The 25,096-nt window shown below is 57.7% G+C and carries 25 protein-coding genes; 7 read left to right on the plus strand and 18 right to left on the minus strand.

All coding sequences use genetic code 11. From position 1 onward, the window contains the following. Positions 1-80 precede the first annotated feature (80 nt). Positions 81-959, plus strand: a complete 879-nt coding sequence (locus tag JTP94_RS12880) for an NAD(P)H-binding protein (RefSeq protein ID WP_204850875.1) — start codon at positions 81-83, stop codon at positions 957-959. 167 nt (positions 960-1,126) lie between these two features. Here JTP94_RS12880 and JTP94_RS12885 read toward each other — a convergent pair whose 3' ends face one another. From JTP94_RS12885 to JTP94_RS12900, 4 genes are all read right to left on the minus strand, one after another. Next, the gene (locus JTP94_RS12885; RefSeq protein WP_204850876.1) at positions 1,127-2,188 is read right to left on the minus strand and encodes an ABC transporter ATP-binding protein; all 1,062 of its coding nucleotides are present in this window, start codon (positions 2,186-2,188) and stop codon (positions 1,127-1,129) included. Positions 2,189-2,206: 18 nt separating this feature from the next. After that, the gene (locus JTP94_RS12890; protein ID WP_204850877.1) at positions 2,207-3,091 is read right to left on the minus strand and encodes a carbohydrate ABC transporter permease; all 885 of its coding nucleotides are present in this window, start codon (positions 3,089-3,091) and stop codon (positions 2,207-2,209) included. After that, entirely contained in the window at positions 3,088-3,990 is a 903-nt protein-coding gene (locus JTP94_RS12895; RefSeq protein WP_204850878.1) for a carbohydrate ABC transporter permease, read from the minus strand. Before JTP94_RS12895 ends, JTP94_RS12890 begins: the two co-directional genes overlap by 4 nt. A 93-nt stretch (positions 3,991-4,083) precedes the next feature. Further along, positions 4,084-5,424, minus strand: coding sequence for an ABC transporter substrate-binding protein (locus JTP94_RS12900; RefSeq protein WP_204850879.1), 1,341 nt, complete (start codon positions 5,422-5,424; stop codon positions 4,084-4,086). 234 nt (positions 5,425-5,658) lie between these two features. Here JTP94_RS12900 and JTP94_RS12905 point away from each other — a divergent pair, with 234 nt between their 5' ends. The 3 genes from JTP94_RS12905 (at position 5,659) to JTP94_RS12915 (ending at position 9,389) form a co-directional block, all read left to right on the plus strand. Continuing rightward, the gene (locus tag JTP94_RS12905) at positions 5,659-6,681 is read left to right on the plus strand and encodes a LacI family DNA-binding transcriptional regulator (RefSeq protein WP_204850880.1); all 1,023 of its coding nucleotides are present in this window, start codon (positions 5,659-5,661) and stop codon (positions 6,679-6,681) included. A 115-nt stretch (positions 6,682-6,796) separates the two neighbouring features. Then, the gene (locus tag JTP94_RS12910) at positions 6,797-7,825 is read left to right on the plus strand and encodes a hydroxyacid dehydrogenase (protein WP_246754859.1); all 1,029 of its coding nucleotides are present in this window, start codon (positions 6,797-6,799) and stop codon (positions 7,823-7,825) included. A 52-nt stretch (positions 7,826-7,877) separates the two neighbouring features. Beyond that, entirely contained in the window at positions 7,878-9,389 is a 1,512-nt protein-coding gene (locus tag JTP94_RS12915; RefSeq protein WP_246754861.1) for an aldehyde dehydrogenase family protein, read from the plus strand. 118 nt (positions 9,390-9,507) lie between these two features. Here JTP94_RS12915 and JTP94_RS12920 read toward each other — a convergent pair whose 3' ends face one another. Further along, positions 9,508-9,885, minus strand: coding sequence for a nuclear transport factor 2 family protein (locus JTP94_RS12920; protein WP_204850881.1), 378 nt, complete (start codon positions 9,883-9,885; stop codon positions 9,508-9,510). A 127-nt stretch (positions 9,886-10,012) separates the two neighbouring features. On the opposite strand from JTP94_RS12920, the gene JTP94_RS12925 reads away from it, so the two are divergent. The 3 genes from JTP94_RS12925 to JTP94_RS12935 all read left to right on the plus strand — a co-directional run bounded on the left by JTP94_RS12925 (position 10,013) and on the right by JTP94_RS12935 (position 11,802). Then, complete coding sequence (locus tag JTP94_RS12925) at positions 10,013-10,462, plus strand: MarR family winged helix-turn-helix transcriptional regulator (RefSeq protein WP_204850882.1); 450 nt, start codon at positions 10,013-10,015, stop codon at positions 10,460-10,462. Positions 10,463-10,636: 174 nt separating this feature from the next. Beyond that, positions 10,637-11,245, plus strand: a complete 609-nt coding sequence (locus tag JTP94_RS12930) for an outer membrane protein (RefSeq protein ID WP_204850883.1) — start codon at positions 10,637-10,639, stop codon at positions 11,243-11,245. Positions 11,246-11,427: 182 nt separating this feature from the next. After that, complete coding sequence (locus JTP94_RS12935; RefSeq protein WP_204850884.1) at positions 11,428-11,802, plus strand: hypothetical protein; 375 nt, start codon at positions 11,428-11,430, stop codon at positions 11,800-11,802. 104 nt (positions 11,803-11,906) lie between these two features. On the opposite strand, the gene JTP94_RS12940 is transcribed toward JTP94_RS12935, so the two are convergent. The 13 genes from JTP94_RS12940 to JTP94_RS13000 form a co-directional block, all read right to left on the minus strand. Continuing rightward, a complete protein-coding gene (locus JTP94_RS12940) occupies positions 11,907-12,335 on the minus strand; it encodes a hypothetical protein (RefSeq protein WP_312038156.1) in 429 nt (142 codons plus the stop codon). A gap of 464 nt (positions 12,336-12,799) precedes the next feature. Next, positions 12,800-13,276 carry a transposase gene (locus JTP94_RS12945; protein ID WP_204850886.1) on the minus strand — a complete coding sequence of 159 codons (477 nt, stop codon included), beginning with the start codon at positions 13,274-13,276 and terminating at the stop codon, positions 12,800-12,802. A 200-nt stretch (positions 13,277-13,476) separates the two neighbouring features. Next, positions 13,477-13,815: a slr1659 superfamily regulator gene (locus JTP94_RS12950; RefSeq protein WP_034512334.1), complete on the minus strand. Its 339-nt coding sequence runs from the start codon at positions 13,813-13,815 to the stop codon at positions 13,477-13,479. 20 nt (positions 13,816-13,835) lie between these two features. Continuing rightward, positions 13,836-14,390: a slr1658 superfamily regulator gene (locus tag JTP94_RS12955; protein WP_204850887.1), complete on the minus strand. Its 555-nt coding sequence runs from the start codon at positions 14,388-14,390 to the stop codon at positions 13,836-13,838. A gap of 4 nt (positions 14,391-14,394) precedes the next feature. After that, positions 14,395-16,755, minus strand: coding sequence for a SpoIIE family protein phosphatase (locus tag JTP94_RS12960; RefSeq protein ID WP_204850888.1), 2,361 nt, complete (start codon positions 16,753-16,755; stop codon positions 14,395-14,397). Then, on the minus strand, positions 16,752-17,927 hold the full coding sequence (locus JTP94_RS12965) for a class I SAM-dependent methyltransferase (protein ID WP_204850889.1): 1,176 nt from the start codon (positions 17,925-17,927) through the stop codon (positions 16,752-16,754). Before JTP94_RS12965 ends, JTP94_RS12960 begins: the two co-directional genes overlap by 4 nt. Continuing rightward, the gene (locus JTP94_RS12970) at positions 17,924-18,439 is read right to left on the minus strand and encodes a ubiquinone biosynthesis methyltransferase UbiE (protein WP_204850890.1); all 516 of its coding nucleotides are present in this window, start codon (positions 18,437-18,439) and stop codon (positions 17,924-17,926) included. Before JTP94_RS12970 ends, JTP94_RS12965 begins: the two co-directional genes overlap by 4 nt. A 35-nt stretch (positions 18,440-18,474) precedes the next feature. Then, entirely contained in the window at positions 18,475-20,178 is a 1,704-nt protein-coding gene (locus JTP94_RS12975; RefSeq protein ID WP_204850891.1) for a bifunctional diguanylate cyclase/phosphodiesterase, read from the minus strand. Between the two features lie 495 nt (positions 20,179-20,673). Further along, a complete protein-coding gene (locus JTP94_RS12980) occupies positions 20,674-21,024 on the minus strand; it encodes a hypothetical protein (protein WP_204850892.1) in 351 nt (116 codons plus the stop codon). Positions 21,025-21,727: 703 nt separating this feature from the next. Then, positions 21,728-22,042 carry a curli-like amyloid fiber formation chaperone CsgH gene (gene csgH / locus JTP94_RS12985; protein ID WP_281434795.1) on the minus strand — a complete coding sequence of 105 codons (315 nt, stop codon included), beginning with the start codon at positions 22,040-22,042 and terminating at the stop codon, positions 21,728-21,730. A 61-nt stretch (positions 22,043-22,103) separates the two neighbouring features. Next, entirely contained in the window at positions 22,104-22,493 is a 390-nt protein-coding gene (locus tag JTP94_RS12990) for a hypothetical protein (RefSeq protein ID WP_246754863.1), read from the minus strand. A 161-nt stretch (positions 22,494-22,654) separates the two neighbouring features. Beyond that, positions 22,655-23,785 (minus strand): hypothetical protein, encoded by a 1,131-nt coding sequence (locus JTP94_RS12995; RefSeq protein ID WP_204850894.1) that lies wholly within the window; start codon positions 23,783-23,785, stop codon positions 22,655-22,657. A gap of 188 nt (positions 23,786-23,973) precedes the next feature. After that, positions 23,974-25,029, minus strand: coding sequence for a hypothetical protein (locus tag JTP94_RS13000; RefSeq protein WP_204850895.1), 1,056 nt, complete (start codon positions 25,027-25,029; stop codon positions 23,974-23,976). Between the last annotated feature and the right edge of the window lie 67 nt (positions 25,030-25,096).

The raw sequence follows: 25,096 nt of genomic DNA on the forward strand, positions 1-25,096 counted from the left end.
GCAATAGACCATCCGAACATGCGCGAACCGATGAGCGCCAATGGACTAGGTTTGCTGGGAGACGAACAGGAGAAGACACGATGCACGTCATTCTAGGCGCCACCGGGAAAATTGGCCGCACGACTATTGCCTCCCTACGCAAGGCCGGGGCGCCGGTCCGCGCCGTCCTGCGCGATCCCTCGCAAGCGCAGGAATTTTCCGACCTCGGCTGCGAGATCGCCATTGCCGACCTGCATGATCGTCAGGCCCTGGCCGCGGCAATGAATGACGCCCTTGCCGTCCAGGTCATCTGCCCGGTCGATATTCGCGCGGAGCATGCGCATTCGAGAATGTTGCAACTGATCGATTCACTGGGCGAGGCTTTGGCGGCAGCCAAACCTCAGCTCGTCCTCGCTATCTCCGATTACGGCGCGGAGCGGAGTTCCGGCACAGGCGTCACCTTGATCTTTCACGCGTTGGAGGCGCGGCTGCGAAAGCTGCCTTCCAGGCTTATCCTCCTGCGATCGGCCGAGCATATGGAGAATTGGTCACGTCTAGCAAAGGCTGCTGCCGAGAGCGGCCGATTGCCGAGCTTCTACCACCCGCTGACCAAGCTGCTCCCCACAGTCTCCGCCTTCGACGTGGGTTCGATATCAGCCGAACTGCTTCTGGATAACAAGGATGCGAAACTGAGAATCGTCCACGCCGAGGGTCCGCGACGCTACACGCCAAATGACATCGCGGCGGCCATCGGCGTGCTGGCCGGCCGCGATGTCGTCGCCCTACCGCTGCCCGAAACGGAATGGCGGACCGTACTGATACGAGCGGGTCTTTCCGAGGACTATGCAGGGCTGCTGGTCGAGCTTTATGTCGCACACAATGCCGGCAGGATAGATGCGGAAAGCGATGTAGGCGAGATTTATCGAGGCAAGACTGAATTGGTGGATGCGCTACGGCCGCTTCTCAGCGCACGAGCATAAATTCCCGCCCTCAATGCACTCCTCCGCCGCTACCCACCTTGAGATCGACATTGCTGAGGATCAAGGCAGCCAGCACCACAACGCCGAACAAAACCCAGACGGGATGCCGGCATACCCGAGGACGCCGTCACCATGACGCCCGGCGGAATGGCTACAACCCAATAGGCCTAGCGGCTCCCGGAAATGCTTTGGGCGTCTTTATCGAACAGATGCAGTTGGCCGCGATCGATGGCGAGACTGACGGGCTGGCCGACGCTCAGATGAACGTTGCCCGGCAGGCGGACAGTCGTCAATTGATAGCCATCATGAGCCACATAGGCATAGGTGTCGGAGCCGAGCCGTTCGATGACGTCAATCCTGCCTTCGAGATTGCCATGTCCGGGCTCCAGGATGCCAATATGCTCGGGTCGGGCACCAAGCTTGGCAGCCTGGGCCGGCGCGGAAGGCAGCGACAGCATGCCACCGGAAGCGATTTTCAGTCCTCCAGCGACTGGCTCGACATCGTAGACGTTCATCTTCGGCGAGCCGAGAAACTGCGCGACGAAGAGATTGGCCGGCTTCTCATAGAGATCGATCGGTGAGCCGATTTGTTGGATGGCGCCGTCCTTGAGCACGACGATCTTGTCGGCAAGCGTCATCGCCTCGACCTGGTCGTGGGTGACATAGATCATCGTCGCACCAAGGCGCTGATGCAGCCTGGCGATCTCGATGCGCATTTCCGCGCGCAGTGCAGCATCGAGGTTCGAAAGAGGCTCGTCGAACAGAAACGCCACCGGGTCGCGAACAATGGCACGGCCGATTGCGACGCGCTGGCGCTGCCCACCGGATAGTTCCTTGGGCTTTCGATCGAGGTAGCTTTCCAGCCGCAGCGCGGCCGCAGCCGCCTGGACGCGCCGGTTAATCTCGGCCTTTGGCGTGCGGGCGACCTCCAGACCAAAGGCCATATTGGCCCGCACCGTCTTATGCGGATAAAGCGCGTAGGACTGGAAGACCATGGACAATGCCCGGTCCGCAGGCCCGAGCTCCGTGACGTCCTCGCCGCCGATCAGGACTTGGCCGGAGGTGACCTCTTCCAGACCGGCGACGAGGCGCAGCAGCGTTGATTTACCGCTGCCGGAAGGGCCGACGAAGACGACGAACTCGCCGTCTTCTATCCGCAGATCAAGCCCGTGAATAATGTCCAGGGCGCCGAAGGATTTGCGGATGTTGTTCAGTTCGATAACGGCCATGTTTGTCTCTCCGCGGCTTCACGCCTTGACGCCGCCAGCACCCAGGCCACCTTGCCAGAAGCGCTGCATGACGATGAAAGCTACAATGACGGGAACAATGCTGATCAGCGCACCTGCCAGCACGAGTGTGAAGAGTGCGGCACCGCCGCCCGAGCCGACTGTCGCCGTCGCATACCATTGGGCAAGGCCGACCGTGACCGGAAAATATTCCGGCGAACTCAGCACGACCAAGGGCAGGAAGTAATTGTTCCAGGTCGCGACGAAAGACAGGATCAGCACGGTTGCAAAACCCGGCATCAGCAGACGCAGCGCCAGGGAAAAGAAGATGTGGAGCTCGCCGGCGCCATCGACACGGCCGGCATCGAGCAGCTCGTTCGGGATCGCATCGTCGGCATAGACGCGCATCAGGAAGACGCCGGGCGGATAGACGAGCGAAGGCAGGATGACAGCCCAGGGCGTGTTGACGAGGCCGACCTTGGACATCAACAGGAACAGCGGCACGACGAGCGCCGTCTGCGGGATCATGACGGCGCCGAGGATGATCGCAAAGACGAGCCTCTTGCCGAGGAACTCATACTTCGCAAGCGCATATCCGGCCATCGTGGCGAACAGTGCCGCGCCGATCCCGGCCGTGGTTGCATAGACGATGGTGTTGAGCAGCCAGCGGGCAAAAATGCCGTCCTGGAAGCTGAAGACCTGCTGGATGTTGTCAAACAGCTTGAAGTCGGCTGCGAACCAGAGGCCGAAGGTGGTGAAAAGGTCGTTGTTCGATTTCGACGCGGAAACGAGAACATAGAAAAGCGGCAGCGCCGTATAGAGCCATATGACGAGCAGGATTGCCGAGAGCATCCAACGGTTACGACGGAACGACGGCGAGCGCTTCGATTTGCCGACAATGGTCATGCCTTGCCTCCGCGATTGACGATGAGCATGAAGGCATAGGAGATAACAGCCGTGACTGCGCCGAGCAGGAAGGACATCGCGGCCGAGTAATTATATTGCTGGTTGGCGAAGGCGAGCGTGTAGGCATAGTAGTTCGGCGTATAAGAATTGGTGATGCTGAGCGGCGCCAGATTTCGCAGCAGATAGGGTTCCGAAAAGAGCTGCAGGGAACCAATGATCGAGAAGATGATCGTCACGACGACCATCGGCGCGATCAGCGGAAGCTTGACGCGCAGCGCATAGACGAAAGCACTTGCGCCATCCATCGACGCGGCCTCCTCCAGATCGGACGGGATCGCTTGGAGTGCGGCGTAATAGATGATCATCTGATAGCCCGTATATTCCCAGTTGGCGATGTTGGCGATCGACGGGAGAATTGTGCTGGCTCCAAGAAAGTTCGGCGCGGGGAGCCCAACGGCATTGGCGAGCTGCGTAAACGGGCCGAAGGCCGGGCCGTAGAGATAGCCCCAGATCAGCGTGGCGATGACGGCGGGGACGGCATAGGGCAGAAACAGGCTCATCCGGAAAAAGCTCTTGGCATAGACGGTGCCGCTATCGAGGATCAGTGCGATGAGGAGAGCGATGGCGACCATGCCCGGGATCTGGATCACGGCAAATTTGAGGAGGACGACGACACCCTGCCAGAATTTCGGATCGCCGAGGGCGCGCACGAAATTGTCTGCTCCGACGAATTTGGTGCCGGCGACCACCGTCGTCTTGTAAACAGCCAGATTGAGGGCATAGAGCATCGGGGCGATCAGGAAGGCGATGAAGAGCAGCGCAAACGGCGCAAGGAAGAGCAAGGGCGCCAGTTTCTTGCCTATGCGGCGGCGCCGTTTGCGGCTACTAGGACCAGCCATTTGCATTGTCTCCGGCTGCGAATTGCACCTGCGCCTCAGCGCGGGTCATGCAAGAAGAATATATGCGGGGGCCAAGCCCCCGCACGCAGATGATCAACCGTTGGAAACGGTATATCCCTGATCGGAGCAGTAGGCGCTCACGCCCTCCTGCAGGCGATCGAAGGCGTCGCTGAGCGATCCCTTGCCGCCGATCGAGGCGGAAAGCTCCTGCTGCACCTGACCGGCGAGGTAATCCTGGAACGGCGCGTACTGGAACGACGAGTCGACATGCTTGGCCGCCTCGACAAAGACCTCGTTGACGGCCTGGCCGCCATAGAGATCGTATTTGTGATTGATCAGCTCGGGATCTGAGACCAGTTCCTTGAGCACGGGGAAAAGGAACTGCTTGGTGTTCCAGAGACGGGCTGCCTGAGGATCCGCACCGAGAAACACGGCAAGCTGCGTTGCCTCCTTCGGATGCTTCGTGGTCTTGAAGGTCGCGAAGGTGGAACCGCCCAGATTTGCGGTCACATATTTTCCTTCCTCCCATTGCGGCAGGGGAGCTGCACGCCAGTGACCGTTGCTCTTCTTGGCGAACTGCGGAATGAACACCGCACCCCAGGCGCCGGTCATCCACGACGCATAGGTGCCTTCATCCAGTCCGGTGAACCAGTCGGTGGTCCAGACCGGGGTTTTGACGCCCACGGCCTTCGCATCGATGAGATCCTGCCAGTAGGTGGCCCATTTCTTGGCGATGGCATCGTTCAGGTTGAGCTTCAGGTCGGTGCCCTTGAGTTCAAACGGCTTCCAGCCTGCCTGCGCCAGAAGAGCGATGACCCAACCGCCATCGGCCGTGCCGCCGAAATTGGTGAGGAATGTATCCGGTGACGCCTTGCTCAGCGCTTTCGAGCTTTCGGCAAAGGCGGCCCAGGTCTTGGGCACTTCGATCTTGTGAGCGTCCAGCACATCGGCGCGGTAGAGAATGCCCATCGGGCCGGAGTCCCACGGGATACCATAGACCGCGGCGCCGTCGGACGCAGAAGCCCAGGTCCAGTCGATGAACTTGTCCTTGACGTCGTTGGCGCCGTACTGACCCATGTCTAGTAGCGCCTGAAGCTGCCGGAAGCCGGGGATATTGGTGAACTCGACCTGACCAACGTCCGGCAGGCCGGTGCCGGCCTGGATCGCGTTGCGCAGCTTGACATACTCAGCAGGTCCCTGACCGGCATTCTCGAGCTTGACGCTGATATGCGGAAAAGCCTTGGTAAACAGATCGATCTGGGACTGCGTATTCGGCGTCCAGGCCCACATTGTAAGCTCGACCTTTTCCTGAGCGACGGCCGAAGTACCGATGCCCGAGAAGGCAGCGGCGGCGGCGCCTGCACCGGCTGCCTGCAGCAACCGGCGGCGGCTCAATGCGATCTGGATGATGTCCTTGTTCATGTCGTTGGTCATTGCATGTCCTCCCACATTCGACGAAACCGCACCCTCCCGGATCGGTTCTTTCGTGATGACGCGCAATTCATCACGCGCAATTTGCATTGTCAATTGCGCAATTTGCGTACTTATGCAAAATTCGTCGTAATTTTCGTGTATTCGATGGCGACAGGGGCGTTGATATCGATGCTCGGGGATGGATTTCTTGCGGGAATCCCGTGATTATTGGGGATAATCTGAAGGATAGGCAATTTGACTCGCTCACCCAAGTCCAACGCAAATCAACTCGAAATTGCCAAGGCGGCTGGCGTTTCCGTCAGCACCGTGTCGCGCGCCTTGTCCGACGCTCGAGGCATCAGCGACGAGCGGCGCACGCAAATTCGCAAGATCGCGGAGGATGCGGGCTATCTTGGTCGGAGCCGGATCACGGCTGCGCCGGCGAAGCACTTGCGGGCTTATGTGACCGGTAGCCTTGCGACAGGAGGCCTGGCCCCCTTCTACGAGGCAGTCATCGCGGGATTGCGCAACAGCGCGCACGAGGGCGGCTTCAGCCTTTCGATCCGTATGGTGGACGAGACCTCGCTCGGTCCGCATCGCATGGCCCGCGACCAGGAAAAGGAAGAGGCCGATGTGACGATTTTCGTCGGCATTGACCTCTCCGACGCTCTGGCCGGTTATTTTCTCAACGGCAGCCACCACGCGGTACTCGTAAACGGCTACGATCCGGACATGCGGTTCGATTGTATCGCGCCCAACAATTTCTACGGCGCCCGGATGGCCGGCCGATCCCTGCTCAAGGCGGGACACAGAAAACTGCTTTATATTCATGACCATACGCGTTGGACGACAACGCAGCGCCGCCGCGGCTTCTACGCAGCCCTTGAAGACTTTCCAGACGCGTCTTGCACATCAATCGGCGTTGCCAACGGTATCGACACCGCGCTGCTGGCGGAGGTGGAGCGGCGAGCAAAGGGAGAGGCGGATTGGACCAGCGTCTTCTGCGCCAACGACATGGGCGCATTCCGTCTGATGAATGCGCTGGAAGCGGCGGGGATCAGCGTGCCGGGCGAAGTCTCGGTGATCGGTTTCGATGACCTGCCCTACGCAGCGATGATGCATCCGCGATTGACGACGATGCGGGTCAATTGTCTCGAGATGGCCCATCAGGCAATTCTTCTTGCACAGCGGCGTATGGTCGAACCCGATGCCATGCCGATCCAGGTCGAATGCGCTGTAACGCTGCAGCCTGGCGCCACAATTACGCAAATTGCGTAATTGTGGGAAATATTCGCAAATATATTGCGTGATTTGCGTTTGTATGCGATCTCTTGCGCGAATGGCCTGATTGCCATTCAGCATTTGCAGGCCTTGTTCCGCCAGGAGTTCGTTGTTGCCATCGCCCCCACTCACCACGGCTCCAAGGCTGAGCTTTGCTTTCGGTCCCATTGGGATAGACAGGCTGTTTTCCGAAGCGGACCGGCATCGGCTTGAAAGCTGCTGCCGCATCGCCTCGGATGAGCCGCTGCGGGAATTCGAAAGCGAGGCTGCAAGAGCGCTGCTGGCCGACACGGACATTCTGATCACGGGTTGGGGCTGCCCGCCCATCGACGCCGCAGTCCTTGCGACAGCCCCATCGATCAGGCTCATTGCGCATGCGGCGGGGTCGGTAAAGCACCTCATTGGACCCGCCGTTTTCGAACGGGGGATCGCTGTAACGAACGCGGCCGCCGCCAATGCAATCCCGGTGGCCGAATTTGCACTGGCTGCCATCCTGTTTGCCAGCAAGGACGTTTTTCGCTTCCAGCGACTTTACGCACAGCAGCGCCGTCCGCTGGAGCTGCATCAATCCTTCGATGGCGACAGTGGTAGCTGGCATAAGAAGGTCGGCATCGTGGGCGCCTCGCGAATTGGCCGCCGCGTCCTCGATCTCCTGCATCCGCATGACATCGACATCTTCCTGTATGATCCGCTCGTGAATGCCGCCGAAGCCAGGCTGTTGGGTGCCAATCTGGTGTCTCTTTCGGAGTTGATGGGCGAGTGTCAGACTGTCTCGCTGCATGCACCGCTGCTTGCAACGACACAGCATATGATCAACGCCGAGATGCTTGCCAGGATGCGCGACGGCGCAACGCTGATCAACACTGCCCGGGGTGGCCTCGTCGATCACGCTGCATTGGAGGCTGAGCTGTCGAGCGGCAGGCTTTCTGCCATACTCGATGTTACAGAGCCCGAAGTGCTCCCGGCGAATTCACCACTTTATGACCTGCCGAACGTCGTTCTGACGCCGCATATTGCCGGCGCGATTGGCAATGAGCGCCGCCTCCTTGGCCGGCTCATTGTCGACGAGATTGAACGGTTCGTCGCCGGCAAACCATTGCAACACAGCCTGACTTTGGAAAGCCTGCAGCATCAGGCTTGAGACGCCGGATACCCCAGAACGGTCTGAAATTTGATATTGTGAGGATAGCCACATGACCGAATTCCCCTTCATCGCCCCTCGTCTGGACGATCCGCGGCTTCTGCAGCAGCGGCATTTTGCCATGGTGATCGACGGCAAATCGGTTCCGGCCCTTTCGGGAGGGACGATAAGCCGCGAAAGCCCGGCGCATCCGGGCCGTATCGTCAGCACGATCCCAAGAGGGAGCCGTGCCGATGCCGAAGCGGCGATTGCCTCGGCACGCCGCGCCTTCGACAACGGTCCCTGGCCGAGGATGACCGGGGGCGAGCGCGCCCGTATCATGAACCGCGTCGGCGACCTGATCGAGGCCAACATCGAGGAGCTGGCGACCATCGAAGCGCTTGAAGTCGGCAAGGCCATCAGCCAGGCCCGGGGGGAGATCGGCTTTGCCGTCAGCCTTTGGCGCTATGCCGCGGGGCACGCCCAGGGGCTCGAGGGCGAAGCGCATAATGATCTCGGCCCGAACACGATCGGTCTCATCCTTCGCGAGCCAGCCGGCGTGGTCGGTCTGATCACCCCTTGGAATTTTCCGCTGCTGATCGGCTCGGAGCGCATCCCCTGGGCCATCGGCGCCGGCTGCACCGTCGTCATCAAGCCAAGCGAATTCACGTCGGGCTCGACGATCCGCATGGCGGAACTCGCGCTGGAAGCCGGCTTGCCCGAAGGCGTGCTGAACGTCGTGACCGGATATGGCGCCGATGTCGGCCAGATTCTGGCCGAGCATCCGGATGTGGATGTCGTCAACTTCACCGGGTCGCAGCGCGTCGGACGCCTGATCGGCGCCCTGGCCGGGCAGAATATCAAGAAGGTGGGGCTAGAGCTCGGAGGCAAAGGCCCCCAAGTGGTTTTTGCCGATGCGGATCTCGATGCCGCCGCCGCAAAGATATCCGGTGGCGTCTTCCACTGCTCCGGACAGGTCTGCATCTCCGGCAGCCGTCTGATCGTGCACGAAAGCATCGCCGATGCGCTTCTGGAAAAGGTTCGTAAGGTTGCCGCTGAGATCATCACCGGCGATCCCTTGGATGACCGGGTCCATGTGGGCGCCCTCATCCACCAGGCGCATCTCGAAAAGGTCGCGGGCTATGTGGCAGAGGGCAAGGCCGATGGTGCGCGGGTGCTGGTTGGCGGCGACAGGCTGGGCGAGGCCGGTGCCTTTTACGCACCGACGATCTTCACCGATGTCACCCCGCAAATGACGATTTCCCAGGACGAGATCTTCGGTCCGGTGCTGACCACCTTCCGCTTCAAGACCGAGGAAGAGGCGATCCGCATGGCAAACGACACGCCCTACGGCCTGTCCGCCTGTGTCTGGTCGACGAACCTGTCTACGGCCTTGCAGGCAATTCGCCGCATCAAAGCCGGCCGAACCTGGATCAACGGCATGGGAGACGGCGCTCCGCAATTGGCGATCGGCGGCTACAAGCAGAGCGGCGTCGGCCGCGAACTCGGACGGCATGGCTTCGACGAATATTCCGAACTGAAGAGCGTGCACATCTCGCTGTCGGCTTTTCCTGGCTCGGCATGATCGTTGCCATCGCCAACCTTTTCGACTCCCCGACCTTTAGGGCGTCAACTGCCACCACATTTTCTCGCGGTAACTTTACGCCGGGGGCGGTCATCCCCAGCATAGTTTGGTACAATGCTTACAAGGCATCCCGGATATCGAAGCGAACAATCTCATCGCCTTCCATGCGGAAGATATGCGTCACAGTCTTGTCCTTTAGGCCATGGGTTTGCCCCTCTAGCGGCCGACCATTGAGGTCAAATACTGACTGGATCACCTCGACAGCTATGGCACCATCTTCCGTTTCTTCAAATGCTACCGGCTCAACATGTGGACTAACGACAGCCCACTGACGTGTCCAATAGTCGCGCACAGCCTCACGACCGTGAACGTGGCCACCTTCCATGCCGTTGGCCCAAGCAACATCCTCTGAAAGTACGGTCAGTATATCGTCGATGTCTCTCGCGTTGAAGCTGTGATAGATGCGCTTGATCATTTGGACGTCATCTTTCGACATATCGTTTCCTCCATATAGATTGAAAGATTGGCTCGGCGGCGTCGAAGCGACATTGTTTAAGGTCGTGCATCGATATACATACGTACATATATATCCTATGGTCAAGCGCAGGCAAGGGGTGAGCGGAATGGACCAGGACGTGCTTTCTACGCCGGGGCATCTCATCAGTCTTGCCGCGCGGGGGTTCGCCCGCCTTAGCGAGTCACGCCTCAAACCGCTCGGCTTCGGTGTTGGCCAGTTGCCTGTGCTGGTCGCGCTGCAAAATGGTAACGCAAGCACGCAGCGCGACCTCGCGCGCTTTGCCAGGGTAGAGCAACCGCCGATGGCGCAAATGCTGGCTCGCATGGAGAGGGATGGCTTGATACAGCGGACACGCGACCCGGATGATGGGCGGAGCAGCCGCATCGTGCTTACGAAGGATGCACAGGAACGCATGCCTGAGGCAATTACGACCTTGTTCCAAGGGAATAGTGAGGCATTGATCGGATTCACGGATGCGGAAGCGGTACAATTTGTCGATCTACTGACGCGGCTGATCGAAAATCTGGATCAAATTGCGAGCGCAGAGTCTTCGTGACGCGATTGATGAGGCGGACACCAAGTGGCCTTCAGATCTCCTCCCCGCAACATAACGCAATGTGAAAAGACACTCCGCAACATAGGCCCGGCACATAGTGACTCGTCACGAGTCGGGCTGATGCGTTTCGCAAGCGCCCTCTCTTTTGCAGAACAAAGATGAGGCATCTCAATAATGCATTTCAGAATATTCGCTATCGCCGCCTTGGCTCTCTCTTCCGCCGTGCCCGCCGTAGCCGCGGACATGACTTACGAGCCTTCGCCACCGCAGGCAGGCCAATCGACCTTTGATTGGTCGGGCTTCTATCTCGGCGGTCAGGGAAGCTACTCCCAGAACAAGGCCAAATATTTTGGCTCGGAGCAAAACCTGAACAACGGTTCGGCCGGTGCTCATGCTGGTTACAACTTCCAATCCGGAAACATCGTTTACGGCATCGAGAACGATTTCAACTACAACTTCAAGAAGGACAAGGAAGCCGATTTCCAGTGGGACGCATCTGGCCGTGCCCGTGTCGGCTATGCCTTCGATCGGACGCTGATCTTCACGACGGCAGGTATGGCTGCGACCGGCGGCAAGCTCGACGTTCCAACCGTGGGAAAAAAGGACGACATCCTGATCGGCTGGACAGCCGGCGGTGGCGTCGAACATGCCCTGACCGACAATATCCTTGTGCGCGGAGAATATCGCTATTCCGATTTCGGCAAGAAGGACTTTGGTTCGCGCCTCGGAGACTTTAGCGGCACTCAGCAAAAGGTCATCCTCGGCGCGAGCTACAAGTTCTGAGCACAGCGACACCTGGATCTCGAAAGGCAGGCGTGGGGTATGCTGCGATCAAGGCGACGGCGCTTTAGCGCGCATTCGCCTTGATCGATCTTCCATGCCGATCGCACCGACACTGTCGTCATCGTGAACTCGCCTGCCTTCGACCATATCGGCAATGAGCCGACAGACAAAGGATTATACCCATGAAGGCTGCCTTCATCGCGCTGGGTCTGACTGCCGCCACGATAATTGGCCCTATCACTCCGGCACTTGCTCAAGTCGTCATTCACCAGGATCAGCAGTCGGACGACTATTCTGCCCAGGATGACACGGAGCAGAATTTCCTTCATGCTTGGAACAACCATCATGACGCACCCAACAAATGGGGAGAGCGCCGCGGTAACTTCGGTCCAGACGATGTGATACGTCTCCTGGAGGGGCGTGGCTATCGCGTGAGAAACGTAAAGGACGTCGGAATTCGTTATCTGGTCGAGGCAACGCGAGGCGACGACAACCTCCTCGTCAGCGTATCCCGCAGCGGGGAGATTATGGGCGTCGTCCACGATAGCAGTTATTGATGCCGATCATAACCGGCCCCCTCGGCTGCTATACGATCAAGCTGAGGAACACTCAGGGCACATCAGCAAGCTAAACGCCACGGCCGTTGAATGGCGCGGTTTCCTCATGTAACATCAAACCGCTCAAGCATCTTGTTGAGCCGCAAATTCTCGGCTCGAAGCTGTTCAGCCAGCAGCCTCTTGAGCCGCTTGTTTTCTGCCTCAAGCGCGGTCACTTCGTCCAAGGAAATCGGATCCTTGAAAGTCACGGATTGCGCGTTTTGCTTCTCGTGTGCACCCGTGGAAGCCTGCGCATTCGCATGGGCGGAGCCATAACTGGCGCGCTTCCTGGCAACGCGCGCCGATGCCGCTTGAGGCTGCGGCGTTGGCTGGCTCTCCTGCCCATGCGCGACAGCTTCGACCGCCTGATAATCCGCCTGCTGCTTCGGCACGCCAAACTCCGCGCCCACGGCCGACGGTATCAACGCTTGTGCAACATCGGGATCGTCCGCATCTTCGCCGGCAGAACCCGCATTGGTCGGATCAGGCAGCATGTCTCCGCCGGTTGCTTCATTCGAGCTGAACGGATGCGATGGCTTATCATGGACTTCACGGGCCACAGCCTTGAGGTCAGTGTCTCCCCAAATCGAGCTCACCCGTGTCTTTGACTGTCGTCGCCCCGACTTGACTTCAACAACGAAACTCCGTTGTGGCGTTCTCATATATTCCCAACCTTAAGCAACTGGTGAAAAGCCAACGCCGATCGGCGCCGCTGTATTTTGCTGGCGGACAAATATAGCTCCTCACCGCGCGCTTCAACTGGTTGGAGCGCAAGGACGACGATTTGCCCCGCGCGTCAACAGTCTCGTAGCTGACGTGATTCCACAAGCGAAACATTTGTCTCTTCGATTGCCCGCCCTGATGGAGCTCGCTGGAGGCGAGCCCAAAAAATTCCGGCGTCACGCAATGCCCGACGGTCAACGGAGAGACTGACCGCCCGCTCCATTCCGATCTTGGATTAGTCCAGTCCGAGCCTCTTGCGCAGCTCCGCATTTTCCGCGCGCAGCTTTTCCGCCAGAATCTTGCGAAGCCTTTGGTTCTCTTCTTCGAGTTGAACGAGATCGGCCAACCCGTTGCTGACCGGCACAGGCTTCTCCCCCTTTTGGTCAACGGCCTTTGCTGCCCGTTTCCACTGATAGTAGGTTTGCTCCGATATGCCGGCGTTCTTGATCGCGTCCCTGAGCGTACTTGTACCCCCGGTGACCTGCGTTCCTATCAGCTTGAGCTTCTCGCCTCTTTCCTGCTCGCTATATCTCCTGGGCTTTGCAGCCGGCGCAGGCGACTTTGCAGCAGTTGCCTTTGCTTCAGCTTGAACCGGTACGGCAACTGCCTTCTGGCGCCGTGGTGCTCTCTGCTTCTTGGCCTTCGGCGTTTTAACCTCGGCCTCCGTCCCTGCAACCGCAGCAAGCGGTCCCGTGTTACTCTCGTCAGCCATCAGTGTTTCCTCCTTAGCCATTACCTGTTGTCTGCTGAGTGAACGACAGAGTCAACTCAACCGCCAGCCCGTTGCTCTACGGATGATTGATCCTGGATCCATGCTGCGTAGCCATACAGCCTTTACGGATAAAATGTGCGCCGGGCATATGAGAACATGCGACGTCAACATCAATTGGCCTAGCCCATTGCTTGAGGACACTATGTCAGACGTAAATCCAGGCTTGGATGAAGCTTCTTCAGATTTGGCAGTGACTTCATCTGCCATGGAATCTGTGAAGAGCCGCAAACAGTGAGGTGAATGTCTGGATGCTTGCGGGCCTCGATCGTCAGTTTGGCGAGCAAGTTGATACCAGAGGAATTCAAGAAGTGCAGGCCGGTCAGATCGAAAGTCGCCTTGCCACCGCCTTCATCGAGCACTTTTTTAGCCAGATCATAAACCGGCGCATAGGCGTCCGGCCCCGCTAGGCGCATGGTTCCATCAAAATACAAGGTGCTGCCTTCGGACCAGACGCGGAACGCTTCTTCTTTGATTTCCATACAACATGCCTCTCGCGTGTTCACGATAGCGCAATTGCCATCGCAGCATAGGTTTCCAGCTTAGTTCGCCTGTGCGGCGGATCTTCCTCGAAACGCCAGGCTAGATGAACCTGGTAATCGCTCATCAAAGTCAAAAGTCCCAATCCGGATGTGTTGCCACCTGCAAGCGCAGCCGCCTCGATCTGCTGTATGAGGAGCTCGTTCGGATCGCCGGCTATCACCTTAGACAACAATTGTTGAAATTGAGCGGTAGTATCGTCGTCGACGAAGTTCGCTATCCGCATTCTAAAATTATGGGCATCCGTCAGAGCCTCGATAACGATCTCACCGGAAGTGCGAAACTTGATGGCGTTTTCGATCAGCTCATTCGTCAGATAGCCTATGTCGTGCCGTATGGTCTTGTAGTGGCGTTCGGAAGACCGAAAGCCGAGCGCTATCGTCTCTGCGATAAAGTCCGAGGTTATGGCTGAATGCCGCCACGCGAGACGAAGCGGTCCGTCAAGCAGGCGAAGCCGCAGAGCCTGGCTGGTATCGAAAGAGACGAGATTTTCTTGGCCATATAGTACCACTGTCATGCTCTCACCTATGCCGCATGACGACGAGGGTAATGTCATCATGAATCTTTTGCGTATCGATGTAGGCCATCAGATCGTCGAGTATCCCTTTGACTACCTCTTCCGCGGTTCCGCCATGCAAGCGACGCGCATCCTGCAAAAGCCGCTCGAAGCCGAATAGTTCACCGCTGGGATTTTCAGCTTCGGTGACGCCGTCCGTATGCAGGACGACCATATCACCTTTCTCAAAGGATACTTCCCGCGTGTCGATGAACTGCGTAATATCAGCTTCGAGGCCAACCGGGAGACCGAGGTCGCCGGTATCTATACGCTCAACCTCGCCGTTCTGGCGGATAATGATCATATCCTCATGTTGGCCCGATATCGTCAATCTCTTACCGTCATAGTCGAGGAAGGATAAGGTGATATGCTTGTCCGTCTCCGTTCGCTCGATGTTCTTGAAAATCGTGCGGTTGAGGTCGGCCAGGAATTTTGCCGGATTCATTTCGCCTGCTTCTTGCAGCGCACGAGCAATCGATTGAACCATCAGCATCAGCACGCCGCTTTCAAGCCCGTGGCCGGTCACGTCGCCAATGCCGATCTTCAGATTGTTTCCGTGCTGCAGGACATCATAATAATCACCGCCGACCTCATCGGCCGGGCGCATGTAGGCGGCGATTTCCAGATTCTTGAAGGCTGTCAGCTCCTTGGCACGCGGCAGAACCATGAGCTGAATATGCCGCGCCACATCGAGTTCCGCACCAAGGCGCAGGTTCTCGCTCTTCAACTGATTGGCGAGCGTGGAGATCTCCTCCTTTGCCGCCTCGATCTCTTTCGTCCGCTCCACGACCAGCTTCTCGAGATTTTCGGTGTGAAAGCTGATCTCCTCGGCCATCCGGTTGAATGCGACGCCGGCTTCAGCCACCTCGTCCCTGGTTGGAATGTCGACCCTGACCGAGTAGTCTTTCGCTTGTATCCGCTTGGCGGCGCTCGCCAGCGCGCTGATGCCGCCGGTGATGCGCTTCGAAGCCGCAAAGACCGCAGCAGTGACGATCATCAGGGACACGAGAACCGCGAGGATCTGATAGAGCAAAATCCTGTTGGTCGCGCGTGATATCTCCTCCTTGGCCGCAATCAGCGAAGCATAGATCTCGCGCTCCGGCACGACGATTCCGAGCGACATGACCTCGCGCTGTATGGGGCCACTTACCCAGAGATTGGTGGGGCGCAATTGCTTGACGACCACGAGATAAGGAACCTCTTCCCCCTGTTCGGTGAGCGAGATGTGCTGGATGGTACCATCGGCATCAAGCGGCAGGGTCGATATTGCCTTTTGGGTGCTGTTGCGCAGCGAGCGGTCAAGACCGGTGACGCCCTTGTTGGCGGCATCATTCGCCGCGCGCAAACCGATGGCCTTCTCTCCGACCGGATTGATTGCGACGACGTTTCCGTTCGACATGGTCAAGAAGCCGAAGCCGCTTTGGGCAACCTTCACATTCTCGACGATCTCGGCGAGCTGAGTAAGGGTGATATCGGCGCCGGCGGCGCCTGCCACTCCATGCCGATCCGCTGTCCAAAGCGGATGGAAGAAGCTGACGATCAGTTTTCCGGTAATCGCGTCCGTGTAGGGAGCGGTCTGGGTGATGTAATCGGCAACCGGCCGCGACGAGGGAGACAAAGCCCATTGCTGCCAGGATTCATAAAGGCCAGGAAAAAAGAAAGTCCAGAAATCAGCGCTGTTGTGACCTGGGTAGAGCCGGTCGAATGTCTGCGCCTGCGTCGTGTAAGGCGCGGTTCGGAAGATCGGACGCTCCCTGGGACCGATATAGTACATTTGCAGCTTCGACGCGCCGTTATGCAGTAGCGATGGAGCGACAAGATCAAGTATGGCACTCGTCTCAATGTCGGCCTGTACCTGTGGCAACGGATGGTGGTCCTTGTCCAGCATGTAACCCCAGACACTGATGACGGAGGGCCCACCCGGAAGGTTTTGCGCCCACTGGCCAACGGGATCGTAAGTCACCGTCACGGCATCGGGAGCAGCCTTGGCCAAGGCTGTGCCGACATTTCCATTCCTTGTGGGATGATCGATCTGACCCTGGAGCACCCCTGCCAGCGCGCTCACATCGGAATGCACCTGGTCGAGAAGCAGACCCACCTGGGCAGCCGTGGAATTGGTATAGGAGCGGATATAATCCTGGCTCGCCTTTTCGAGGCCTTCGCCCACTTGGGCGGTCGCGTTACGGGAGAGGCGCTGCACATTCCAAAGCGCGAGACCGCCGCTGACCAGCAGGTCGAAAAGGACAGCACCTCCGACAACGATGAGGAATTTGGCGCGAAAGGAGCGCAGACCGAGTCTCGGCTTGGCGGTTGGCGGCATCGTCATAGCGGCTTTTGTCCCGATGAGGCCCAGATAGGCCAGCCGGCATAGCCTCTTGGGTGAAGCGCGGCAAAGATGTGGTCCTCGAATCCCTGTTTGAACCGATCGATGAATTCAGGTGAATCGCCTCTCCTGACCGCCATCTCATCAGCATAGACATTCCGCCACGCCGTGATGATATCAGCGAAGTCTTGGGGATCGTCGTCGAGATTGGTCACCATGAAACTTTCCATCTGCACGTTCGTGAAACCGGCATCCAACAACATGCGACGACCTTTCGGTCCCATTTCGACATCCATGTCGAAATGAGCGAATAGCTTGGCAACCTCGTTATACGTCCACTGGATGCTCTCGGCCTTCGGCTCTCCAAGGCAATGGGAGTTCTTCTCGTTGGTGATGTAAACCCTGCCACCCGGTTTGCAGATACGATAGAGCTCCCGCAGCAGCACATCCGGGCGGTTGAAGATTTGCAGCGAATGCCGGCAGGTCACAAAGTCGAACTGGTTGCTCTCGAACAGCATCTGGGATGCGTCGCCATAGGTGTATTCGATGTCTTGGACGTCGAAATTTTTCGCCACTGTGCGGGCGTAGTCGAGGCTTGGCATAGAATGGTCGAGTGCAACGATCCGGGCCGGTTTGAAGTCCTTTCTCAAGAGCATCGCAAAATCGCCGATCCCGCAGCAAATATCGGCAATATGCATACCCTCGCGAAGCCCGTGGCGCGGCAATATCTCGCGCTCATGCCGCCAGGTCATCTTGGTTTGAGTCCTGAGGATCGGGATGAAACTCTGGTTCTCGACGAATGTCTGGCCCGGATAGAAGGCAGAATCGTAGATCTCGACGGTGATATTGGGCGAGAGATCGTTTAGATGGCGGAACAACCGGGACGCCCATGCAACGACGCTCGACGCGACCACGGTAAGCTTGATATCCGGCCTTGAGCGCGTCGCATCGACGAGGACATGCGCCAAGGCGCGGAACGCCGTGTTGTTCATATGGGTGACACGCTTCAAATTGATATAGCAGACGCCCTTCACCGTTTCGACGCCGTTTCGCAGTAAGGCCAGATCATCGGCGAGTTCTGAGACCGAATGGGGTCTGAGCACTCCGCAGAGAGAGAACTCCTGATTGTTGACGTCGAATTGCGCCGTGAAGCGGAGGGACGAATAGGGGCTCAATTGAGTAGCCTTTCGAGCGGCAGATCCACGACAAAGGTCAACATTCCGGTATCCCTATAGAAGAGCGTGATATCGGCGTCGTAGTTGACGGCCAGACCGAGAAGGATCGCATGCTCAGCTGGCGCGGCACCACTCGTGATCACATCAAGATAATTCGCAAGCGCCTCGTCGCCCTTCAAGCCCGCCACGACCGCATCGTAGAAGCGACGTTTCTCAGGCGAACAGGGAAAGGTCAGTTCTATCCGCTCCATTTCGTCGCGTCGGTAGAAACGACAGACAAAAGCACCATCGCGCTCCCGAGCGTGGAACGACATCTCGAAGAGCTCATTCAGAGCCGACGAAAGCACATTGGCGTGGCGGATGGGATCGTGACGATCAAGACTGACCATACCGGCGACATAGGTCGAGCATTGATCGCAGTTCAGCCAATCCGCCGTAAAGGCCGCCATCTCCATTTCCAGCTCGAGCATCGGCTCGAAGACAGCATCTGCCGGCGTTTCCGTGGTGTTCAAGCGAAACCTCCTAGATGAAATGCGCCTCAGAAAAATCAGGGTCTGGCCCCAACCTCATCAAAGGTCACGGCCGGGTGGACGCGCGCCCTTTGCTTAATGAATTCATGAAGCCGGTCGACATCCAGCGGCGGACTGAGAAAATATCCCTGCAATCGGTCACAGCCTTCGCCCTGGAGCCAGGCGGCCTGTTGCGCCGTCTCGACCCCCTCCGCGGTTACGCGCATGTCCAAGCCATGTGCCAGGGTGATCACAGAGCGAACAATGGTCTGGCTCTTTTTGTCCTGCAAAAGGTCCCTGATGAAATACCGGTCGATTTTGATGTTATCGAAAGGGAAATTCTTGAGGTAGCTCAGGGAAGAATACTCGGTCCCAAAGTCGTCTAGTGAGATTTGGATGCCGAGCACGTTGAGCGTGTTCAGGGTATCGAGATTGTTGATGGTGCGCTCCAACAAGACACCTTCAGTGATTTCCAGTTCCACGCGCTCGGCGGGAAATCCGACCACATCGAGTGTTTGCGAAACCCGATCGGTGAAACCCGGCGTCAGGAATTCCGCAGGGGAAAGATTGACGGCGAGGCTGTAGTTCACCGGCCATGTAAGGGCTTCCCGGCATGCTTCCTCAAGCATCCACTGGCCGATTTCACTCATCAGGCCGTCGGCTTCGGCCATGGGAATGAAGGCCGCCGGCGGAATGATCCCCAGGGTGGGATGCCGCCAGCGTATCAGCGCCTCGAAGCCGACGACGCTGAATGGAGGCTCGACCAGCGGCTGGTACTCGATGAAGAACTCATCGTGCTGGAGCGCCACGCGCAGACTGCGACGCAGCAACTCCCGCTGCTCCACCACGACCAGCATGCTCGGATCGAATGTTCGCGCCCGACGCCGCCCTTCCTTCTTGGCCGCATAGAGGGCAACGTCGGCAGCTTTCATCAGCTGCTCTCCCTCATTGCCGTCTCGTGGCGCGACGGCAACCCCGATACTGACGCCGACGAACAACGAGATACCGTTGACGACAAACGGCTTCTTGAATTCGGCGACCAGAGCGTCCGCCAATCTTTCCGCCTCGAAGAGTTGTTGCGAACCAACCTGTATGACGGCGAATTCATCGCCGGCGAGGCGGTAGACCGTCCCGTTTCGACCGAGCGTTCCCTTTATCCTTTTGGCGGCAAGTTGAAGTATGACATCGCCAGCACCGTGCCCCAGCGTATCGTTGACGGGCTTGAAGTCGTCCAGATCGAGCTGCATCAGGGCAGGTCCTGCCTCTCCGCTGGCCGGCAGCAGCTTTTCCAACTCCGCGCTGAATTGGCGGCGATTCGGTAATCCGGTTAAAACATCATGTGTTGCCTGATGAATGAGCCGTGCCCGTTCACCGTCTTCGGACGACGTTTTCTTCTTGGCATCCGCGCCATTGATCTCGATGACCAAGAGACCGGTCCGGATATAAAACAACAACAGATCGCATTTACTGGGTATTGAAGCGTCGAGCCGGATGGTTCGCGGTTGGCCGGTATCAATCACAAGCTGGACGATTGCCGCAAAGGCGGGCTTCGCCAATGCAGGATAGGCCTCCCGCAACGTTATGCCTGTCCGAGATCCAAGGCTAACATGCTCCTTAAATTTCTTGGAGGAATCGACCAGTTTGAGATCGAGGTCCCAGAGTGAGATCTGCGCCTCGAAACCGCTCTCAGATTCGGACTCTTGTGGAATGAGCTGCGACCGATCCACACGGCTTTCGGGCATAGGGCCTAGTCCTCCCAAACCAGCCACCCGGCGTGTGGCCGTTATCCAACTTGAACTAGCCCGTTCGCATCGGCGCTTATGCATCTATTATCGCAGTCACATCAATCGTACGGGCGCAGGCATGACTTTATCGACGCGTGGCGACTATTTCGAATGAACATATTACCAGATGTTTAATTAGGAAATAGCTAATTGATGCTGTGAGATATACTGACGAAGAAGCTGGCGATAAATGACTGACGGGGCATGCTTGCCGGAGCCCTCCTCAATGGTCAAAAGTAACATTCTCGACCCTGTCGAAGGCAAGCGCCATTCTACAAGGGAATATAAAGCGTTAGTATACTCTAACATGAGAAAATCGAAAGGCGCTGCATGTGCTGCCAGGCACTTCTTATAGCATCATCTGGCTGCTTGCGCCTGCATATCTTTGCCCTGTCCTAGCTGCATGCTCAGTGGCAGCTCCACCGGCCAAGGCGCCATTCATAGGCATCGAAATTAACCGTTCGAATCAGGTCGGTTGGGGAGGAGTTGCTGGCCGGAATGATCGACTGACCCGTAAGATCTGTCAGCATAGCTGCTCGTGTCGCTTGTGTTGACGCCGGAGACCGGCCGGTTCCGATTTGCATCCATCAGTGATCGCGGAGAGATCTCGAAACTCAAACCGTCATCGAAACCAAGATCGATATCGCCTATCTCCAATACACCCCAAAGGACCTCTCTTCGGCTGGCATTGACAACGGAGCTGCCGGTCTTGCCGGCGACCATGACGATGGCAGTTGGATGCTCAACGACGCTGGCACGTCTGGCTGGGGGGATACGGGGCGTTCCGATGTCTCTGGTTTGCATTACAATGTCTCCCCTCGTTCTGGTATTATTGTTGAGGCTATCGTTTGGATTGAGTACGACATGCCGCGCTGTCACGGCACAAAAATGCCGATCCGCAAGTCGTCATCCAGACTTACCCAAGTTAATCGAAGCCAGCATCCATCGGTGCCGGCATGTCAGTGCCGAACAATAATTGCGGCTTGTCGAACTGAATTTAGCGCCGGGACTGCCAGACCTGTCAAATCAGCAAAAGGAAGGGGGAGTGGCGGACGCCACCATGAGCATGACACCGATTGCGCAAGCAACATAATCACTTAGACTGTGTTCCAACTGGTCCATCTTCGACGCCCCCTCCAAAAACAGGATATGGAATGTCGAAATTGCACGTTGTACCTAATCGATCTCGAGGAACTCCCGACCGCCTGTTCTATTCCCAGTCGGCGCGATGCTCGGCATCGGAAATGATCGTCGAACCTGGCCTCATCGATAGGTCGCGATTGTCGGTCCAGCAGGACCCGGAAGCAGCGTCCTTGTCTCCTCGGGAGCGTTGGCGGCAGGCTCCTGTCAGCCTTGGCCTTGAGGCAACTTTGGACGACAACGCAGAACACAAATCCCGCACGAAAAAGCCTCCGAATGGACCGGAGGCTCTGGCGAGTGTTTTGAAAAATTTCGATATCCGCGCGATTTTCTTCGGACCAGGGCTCGATGCCTCATCGCGTCTCGCTTATTTTTTTTCCGGCACGGCAAAACGGCAAATCAGATTTCCGGATGCATCGAAGACCTGCAGCTCCGCTGCCCAGCTACTGGGTGCGTTGCCGACGATAGTCTTGGACAGATCCTCGCGATGTCCTCCCCTGGCAGAAAACTCTCCCCCTTGCATATTGGAGGACACGCCTCCCTCCGAAATCGACCGGACCTGGAACTGGTAGGTTCCCTCGCGTGCCTTGGCGGGAATCAGCACGGCGGCAAGATGCGTCATACCACCGATATCCTGGTACTCGATCTTGCAAGTGTCTGCGGGCGGTAGGGCGTTTACCATCGGACTTCTAGCTCCTTACAGTTTGGGAGAGCCGGGCGAGGCGCCGGCTCTCCCAAGCGCATTAGTGCTGGACCGTCACGGACATGTTGCCCTTGCCAGACTGATCCGTTTCAGAATAGTTGGAACGACCGAACTGGACAGTTGCCGAGAGGTTGGCCTTGCCAGTCTGGTTCGTATAGGCCTGATTGGCCTTGCCGAACTGAGCCGTAGCCGAAATATTGTTTTTGCCACTCTGCAACGATTGAGCGTAATTTCCCTTGCCGGCCTGACCGATGCCAGAAAAATTGCCGTGGCCGACTTGTCCGGTTGCAGCCATATTGCCTGTGCCGCTCTGCGACGTCACAGACACGTTGCCGCCGGCGAAGGCTGCAGTCGAGGCAAATACGATAGCGGCGGAAAGAATTAGAGTTTTCATGGACATGGATGTTCCCCTTTCAATATCCGTCTCCATTGACGGTTATCGCAGGCTATCGACGTCCCCGGCGTTCTGCAGTGCCTCAATCAGGCTAAGCTAATAGCGGTTTTAAGAGATGACTTGGGCTGACGTTCATGAGGGGCTGCCTCAACACTACGCAGCATAGGTAAAACAGCCTGCCACCTGGTGCAGATGGACTATCCAATAAAGCGCGACAGCGTTGACAGAAAATTGAGCAGTTGCCCTTGTCGATGAAATCCATGCCGCGCCATGATCGAAGTCAGCTGATTATGGACCGTGTTCTTGGCGACGCCGCGAGCATGAGCGATCTCTGCTGGGGCATTTCCCTGCGCAAGTTCGCAGGCAAGGCTGGCCTCAGCCGTGGTCAAACCAAGCACGCTACCGACGACGGCGGGTGTCAATCCGTTGCGGTCTCCCATCTTGCAGAAACTCAGCATGGATTTCGCCTCGTTGCCGAAACCGAGATTCGCAAATGGCGTCACATTGAGCGACCTGGATCCAAGTGGATCAACTTTCAACAACCAACCAAAACCACCTTCCGCCTCTTTTACCCAGGCTATATTGGCATGGCCCATTTCAGCATGCGGCTGCGATCGCGCCAGCAGCATGTCGATCTCCTGACGCAGAGCCGATGAACCCACCGTCAGAAAGCCTTCCGATCTTTTCAGGAACGAACCGTTCTTCTCGATCAGACGCTCGAAGGCCTTATTGCTTTCGATAATCCTGAAGTCATCGCTGACAATGACGCGGGGCGTTGCGGACTGGGAAAAAAAATGGTCGAGCCGTTCGGCCTTCTCCCGATCCTTCAGCATTTGCCGATGAATGCTCATCGCGATTTGAAGATGTGGGGTCAGTGCCATGAGCAATTCGTTGGCAAGCCTGGCATCGGCCTGATCTTCGTAGCTGAAGATCAGGCCGAGAATGAAACGCCGTTGCCCTTCTTTGATAACAATGGCAATAACCAGCTGCCCCTCGCAATCAAACATGTCGGCAAGATATGCCTGCCAGGCGGAGCCATTCCGCTTGATATCAAGGGCGACAGTTCCACCCTGGCCGAGACTTGCTGTTACGGTATGGACGATGTCGACGAAATCGGCTCTGACGAGCAGATGCCTGTCCACGTGCTTGCTGACGACACTGGCATTCTGTTCCGCGCCGGGGCCTATTCCCATGAAAAAGGCGCTGGTTGCGCCCGTGATCTTCCTGATTTCGCCAACAACATCGCTCCATCCCTCGGGGTTGCAAACGGCCTCATAGATCGTTTGAATGATGTAGAGATGCATCCTTCGTTTGAATTCTTCGGCCATGTTTCTCTCCCCGAATTATTCTGGCGATTTGTCAAAAGGACACGGCACAGCGCGGTCATCATATGGCTGCTGCATGCGTCCGGCGGCAAATCGGGCGATATTCGAGACCAGCTATCTCTATCTGCTTCGTCTCCTGTGTGTCTTTGCTGACAAAATTGCCGGCGCTTCCGAGAGCGCTCGCTTCTACTTTAGAACCGCGCCGCCAAGGACACTCCTACTCCATATTGGCTGGTATTGTACCGTTTGATATCGCCCGCTGTCGGCCGCGGTGCGCCAAATGTTGACTGAACACTGCCGGACACACGGAGTTCAACGCGCTCTTCCAAGGGGAAGATGAGGCTGACCTCCATGCCGGTGAGCCCCATCACGCCGCTATCGCGCCGCACGCTTGCCGTATCTTCGATTGCAGCCACCTGAGGCAGGACAATCGTGTGGGTCAGTCTCGATCGCGCTCCGAAGAATGCCATTCCCGCCGTGCCGCTGACACCGATCATGAAAGGAGCGGGCGGATGGAAACGCGCATCGAAACCAACGACGGGACCGCCTGCTTCGACGTTAAACTTGCCGGCCTCCGACAGGCTTACGGTCGGTATGCTCGCACCCGAAACGCTGCTGGCCAGGTCAAAAGCCATGCCGTTTCCATAGCTTTCTCGGCTACGGCGATAGGTCAGCCCAGCCTTGAGCGTGAAATCCCTGTCTGCCGCGAGTGGTTTTGCAAGCCAGACGGTCTGGGTATAGCCCGTCGCATGGACGAAAGACCATGTGCGGACGGTGCTTGCGCCAAAATCTCCGACGCCCGCGAAAATCAAACCCTGGCCGTCCGCAAAGGCGCCGTAGGACGCAGCGCTCGGTCCCCTGCCGTCAGTGACCAGCGCCGCAAACGCCGCGCCGGCGGCAGTCGGGCTCACGGCATATTGCGTAACGGAATTCGGACCCGCCGGAGAGGAGGCGGAACTGGAAATTGCGGTCGTCGCACCGGTGCTATCGGTGAAATTGACATTCGCGAGCGCTGATGCGCCGGAGGTGTCCGTGAACGTTGAAAGATCGATTTCGCCGGGGCTCGGCGCGCCAACCGTGATAATGAACGGGTTGCTCGAAATAGCGTTTGTCGAGCTGGAATGCCCCGAAAGATCAAAGTAGCTTCCGGTCCACATCAGGGAAAAGGCATCGGGGTCAGGCGATAGACGCACCCCTGCCGAAAATCCCGTTGTCGGCCCGGAAGCCGTCACACTCTTCTCTCCCATTGGAAGCGTGCCGGAACCTACCGTTGGAATTGAGAATTGTTGCCAGGAGAAGTCGACCTGGCCGGCG

Source organism: Martinezella lusitana (assembly GCF_016901135.1).
GTDB lineage: Bacteria > Pseudomonadota > Alphaproteobacteria > Rhizobiales > Rhizobiaceae > Rhizobium > Rhizobium lusitanum_D.

Excerpts from the sequence above, each read along its gene's own strand:
- JTP94_RS12880 (WP_204850875.1), top strand. The coding sequence starts at position 81 with ATGCACGTCATTCTAGGCGCCACCGGGAAAATTGGCCGCACGACTATT.
- JTP94_RS12885 (WP_204850876.1), bottom strand. The coding sequence starts at position 2,188 with ATGGCCGTTATCGAACTGAACAACATCCGCAAATCCTTCGGCGCCCTG.
- JTP94_RS12890 (WP_204850877.1), bottom strand. The coding sequence starts at position 3,091 with ATGACCATTGTCGGCAAATCGAAGCGCTCGCCGTCGTTCCGTCGTAAC.
- JTP94_RS12895 (WP_204850878.1), bottom strand. The coding sequence starts at position 3,990 with ATGGCTGGTCCTAGTAGCCGCAAACGGCGCCGCCGCATAGGCAAGAAA.
- JTP94_RS12900 (WP_204850879.1), bottom strand. The coding sequence starts at position 5,424 with ATGACCAACGACATGAACAAGGACATCATCCAGATCGCATTGAGCCGC.
- JTP94_RS12915 (WP_246754861.1), top strand. The coding sequence starts at position 7,878 with ATGACCGAATTCCCCTTCATCGCCCCTCGTCTGGACGATCCGCGGCTT.
- JTP94_RS12920 (WP_204850881.1), bottom strand. The coding sequence starts at position 9,885 with ATGTCGAAAGATGACGTCCAAATGATCAAGCGCATCTATCACAGCTTC.
- JTP94_RS12925 (WP_204850882.1), top strand. The coding sequence starts at position 10,013 with ATGGACCAGGACGTGCTTTCTACGCCGGGGCATCTCATCAGTCTTGCC.
- JTP94_RS12930 (WP_204850883.1), top strand. The coding sequence starts at position 10,637 with ATGCATTTCAGAATATTCGCTATCGCCGCCTTGGCTCTCTCTTCCGCC.
- JTP94_RS12935 (WP_204850884.1), top strand. The coding sequence starts at position 11,428 with ATGAAGGCTGCCTTCATCGCGCTGGGTCTGACTGCCGCCACGATAATT.
- JTP94_RS12940 (WP_312038156.1), bottom strand. The coding sequence starts at position 12,335 with ATGCTGCCTGATCCGACCAATGCGGGTTCTGCCGGCGAAGATGCGGAC.
- JTP94_RS12945 (WP_204850886.1), bottom strand. The coding sequence starts at position 13,276 with ATGGCTGACGAGAGTAACACGGGACCGCTTGCTGCGGTTGCAGGGACG.
- JTP94_RS12950 (WP_034512334.1), bottom strand. The coding sequence starts at position 13,815 with ATGGAAATCAAAGAAGAAGCGTTCCGCGTCTGGTCCGAAGGCAGCACC.
- JTP94_RS12955 (WP_204850887.1), bottom strand. The coding sequence starts at position 14,390 with ATGACAGTGGTACTATATGGCCAAGAAAATCTCGTCTCTTTCGATACC.
- JTP94_RS12960 (WP_204850888.1), bottom strand. The coding sequence starts at position 16,755 with ATGACGATGCCGCCAACCGCCAAGCCGAGACTCGGTCTGCGCTCCTTT.
- JTP94_RS12975 (WP_204850891.1), bottom strand. The coding sequence starts at position 20,178 with ATGCCCGAAAGCCGTGTGGATCGGTCGCAGCTCATTCCACAAGAGTCC.
- JTP94_RS12980 (WP_204850892.1), bottom strand. The coding sequence starts at position 21,024 with ATGCAAACCAGAGACATCGGAACGCCCCGTATCCCCCCAGCCAGACGT.
- csgH (WP_281434795.1), bottom strand. The coding sequence starts at position 22,042 with ATGGTAAACGCCCTACCGCCCGCAGACACTTGCAAGATCGAGTACCAG.
- JTP94_RS12990 (WP_246754863.1), bottom strand. The coding sequence starts at position 22,493 with ATGGAGACGGATATTGAAAGGGGAACATCCATGTCCATGAAAACTCTA.
- JTP94_RS12995 (WP_204850894.1), bottom strand. The coding sequence starts at position 23,785 with ATGGCCGAAGAATTCAAACGAAGGATGCATCTCTACATCATTCAAACG.
- JTP94_RS13000 (WP_204850895.1), bottom strand. The coding sequence starts at position 25,029 with ATGGGAGAGAAGAGTGTGACGGCTTCCGGGCCGACAACGGGATTTTCG.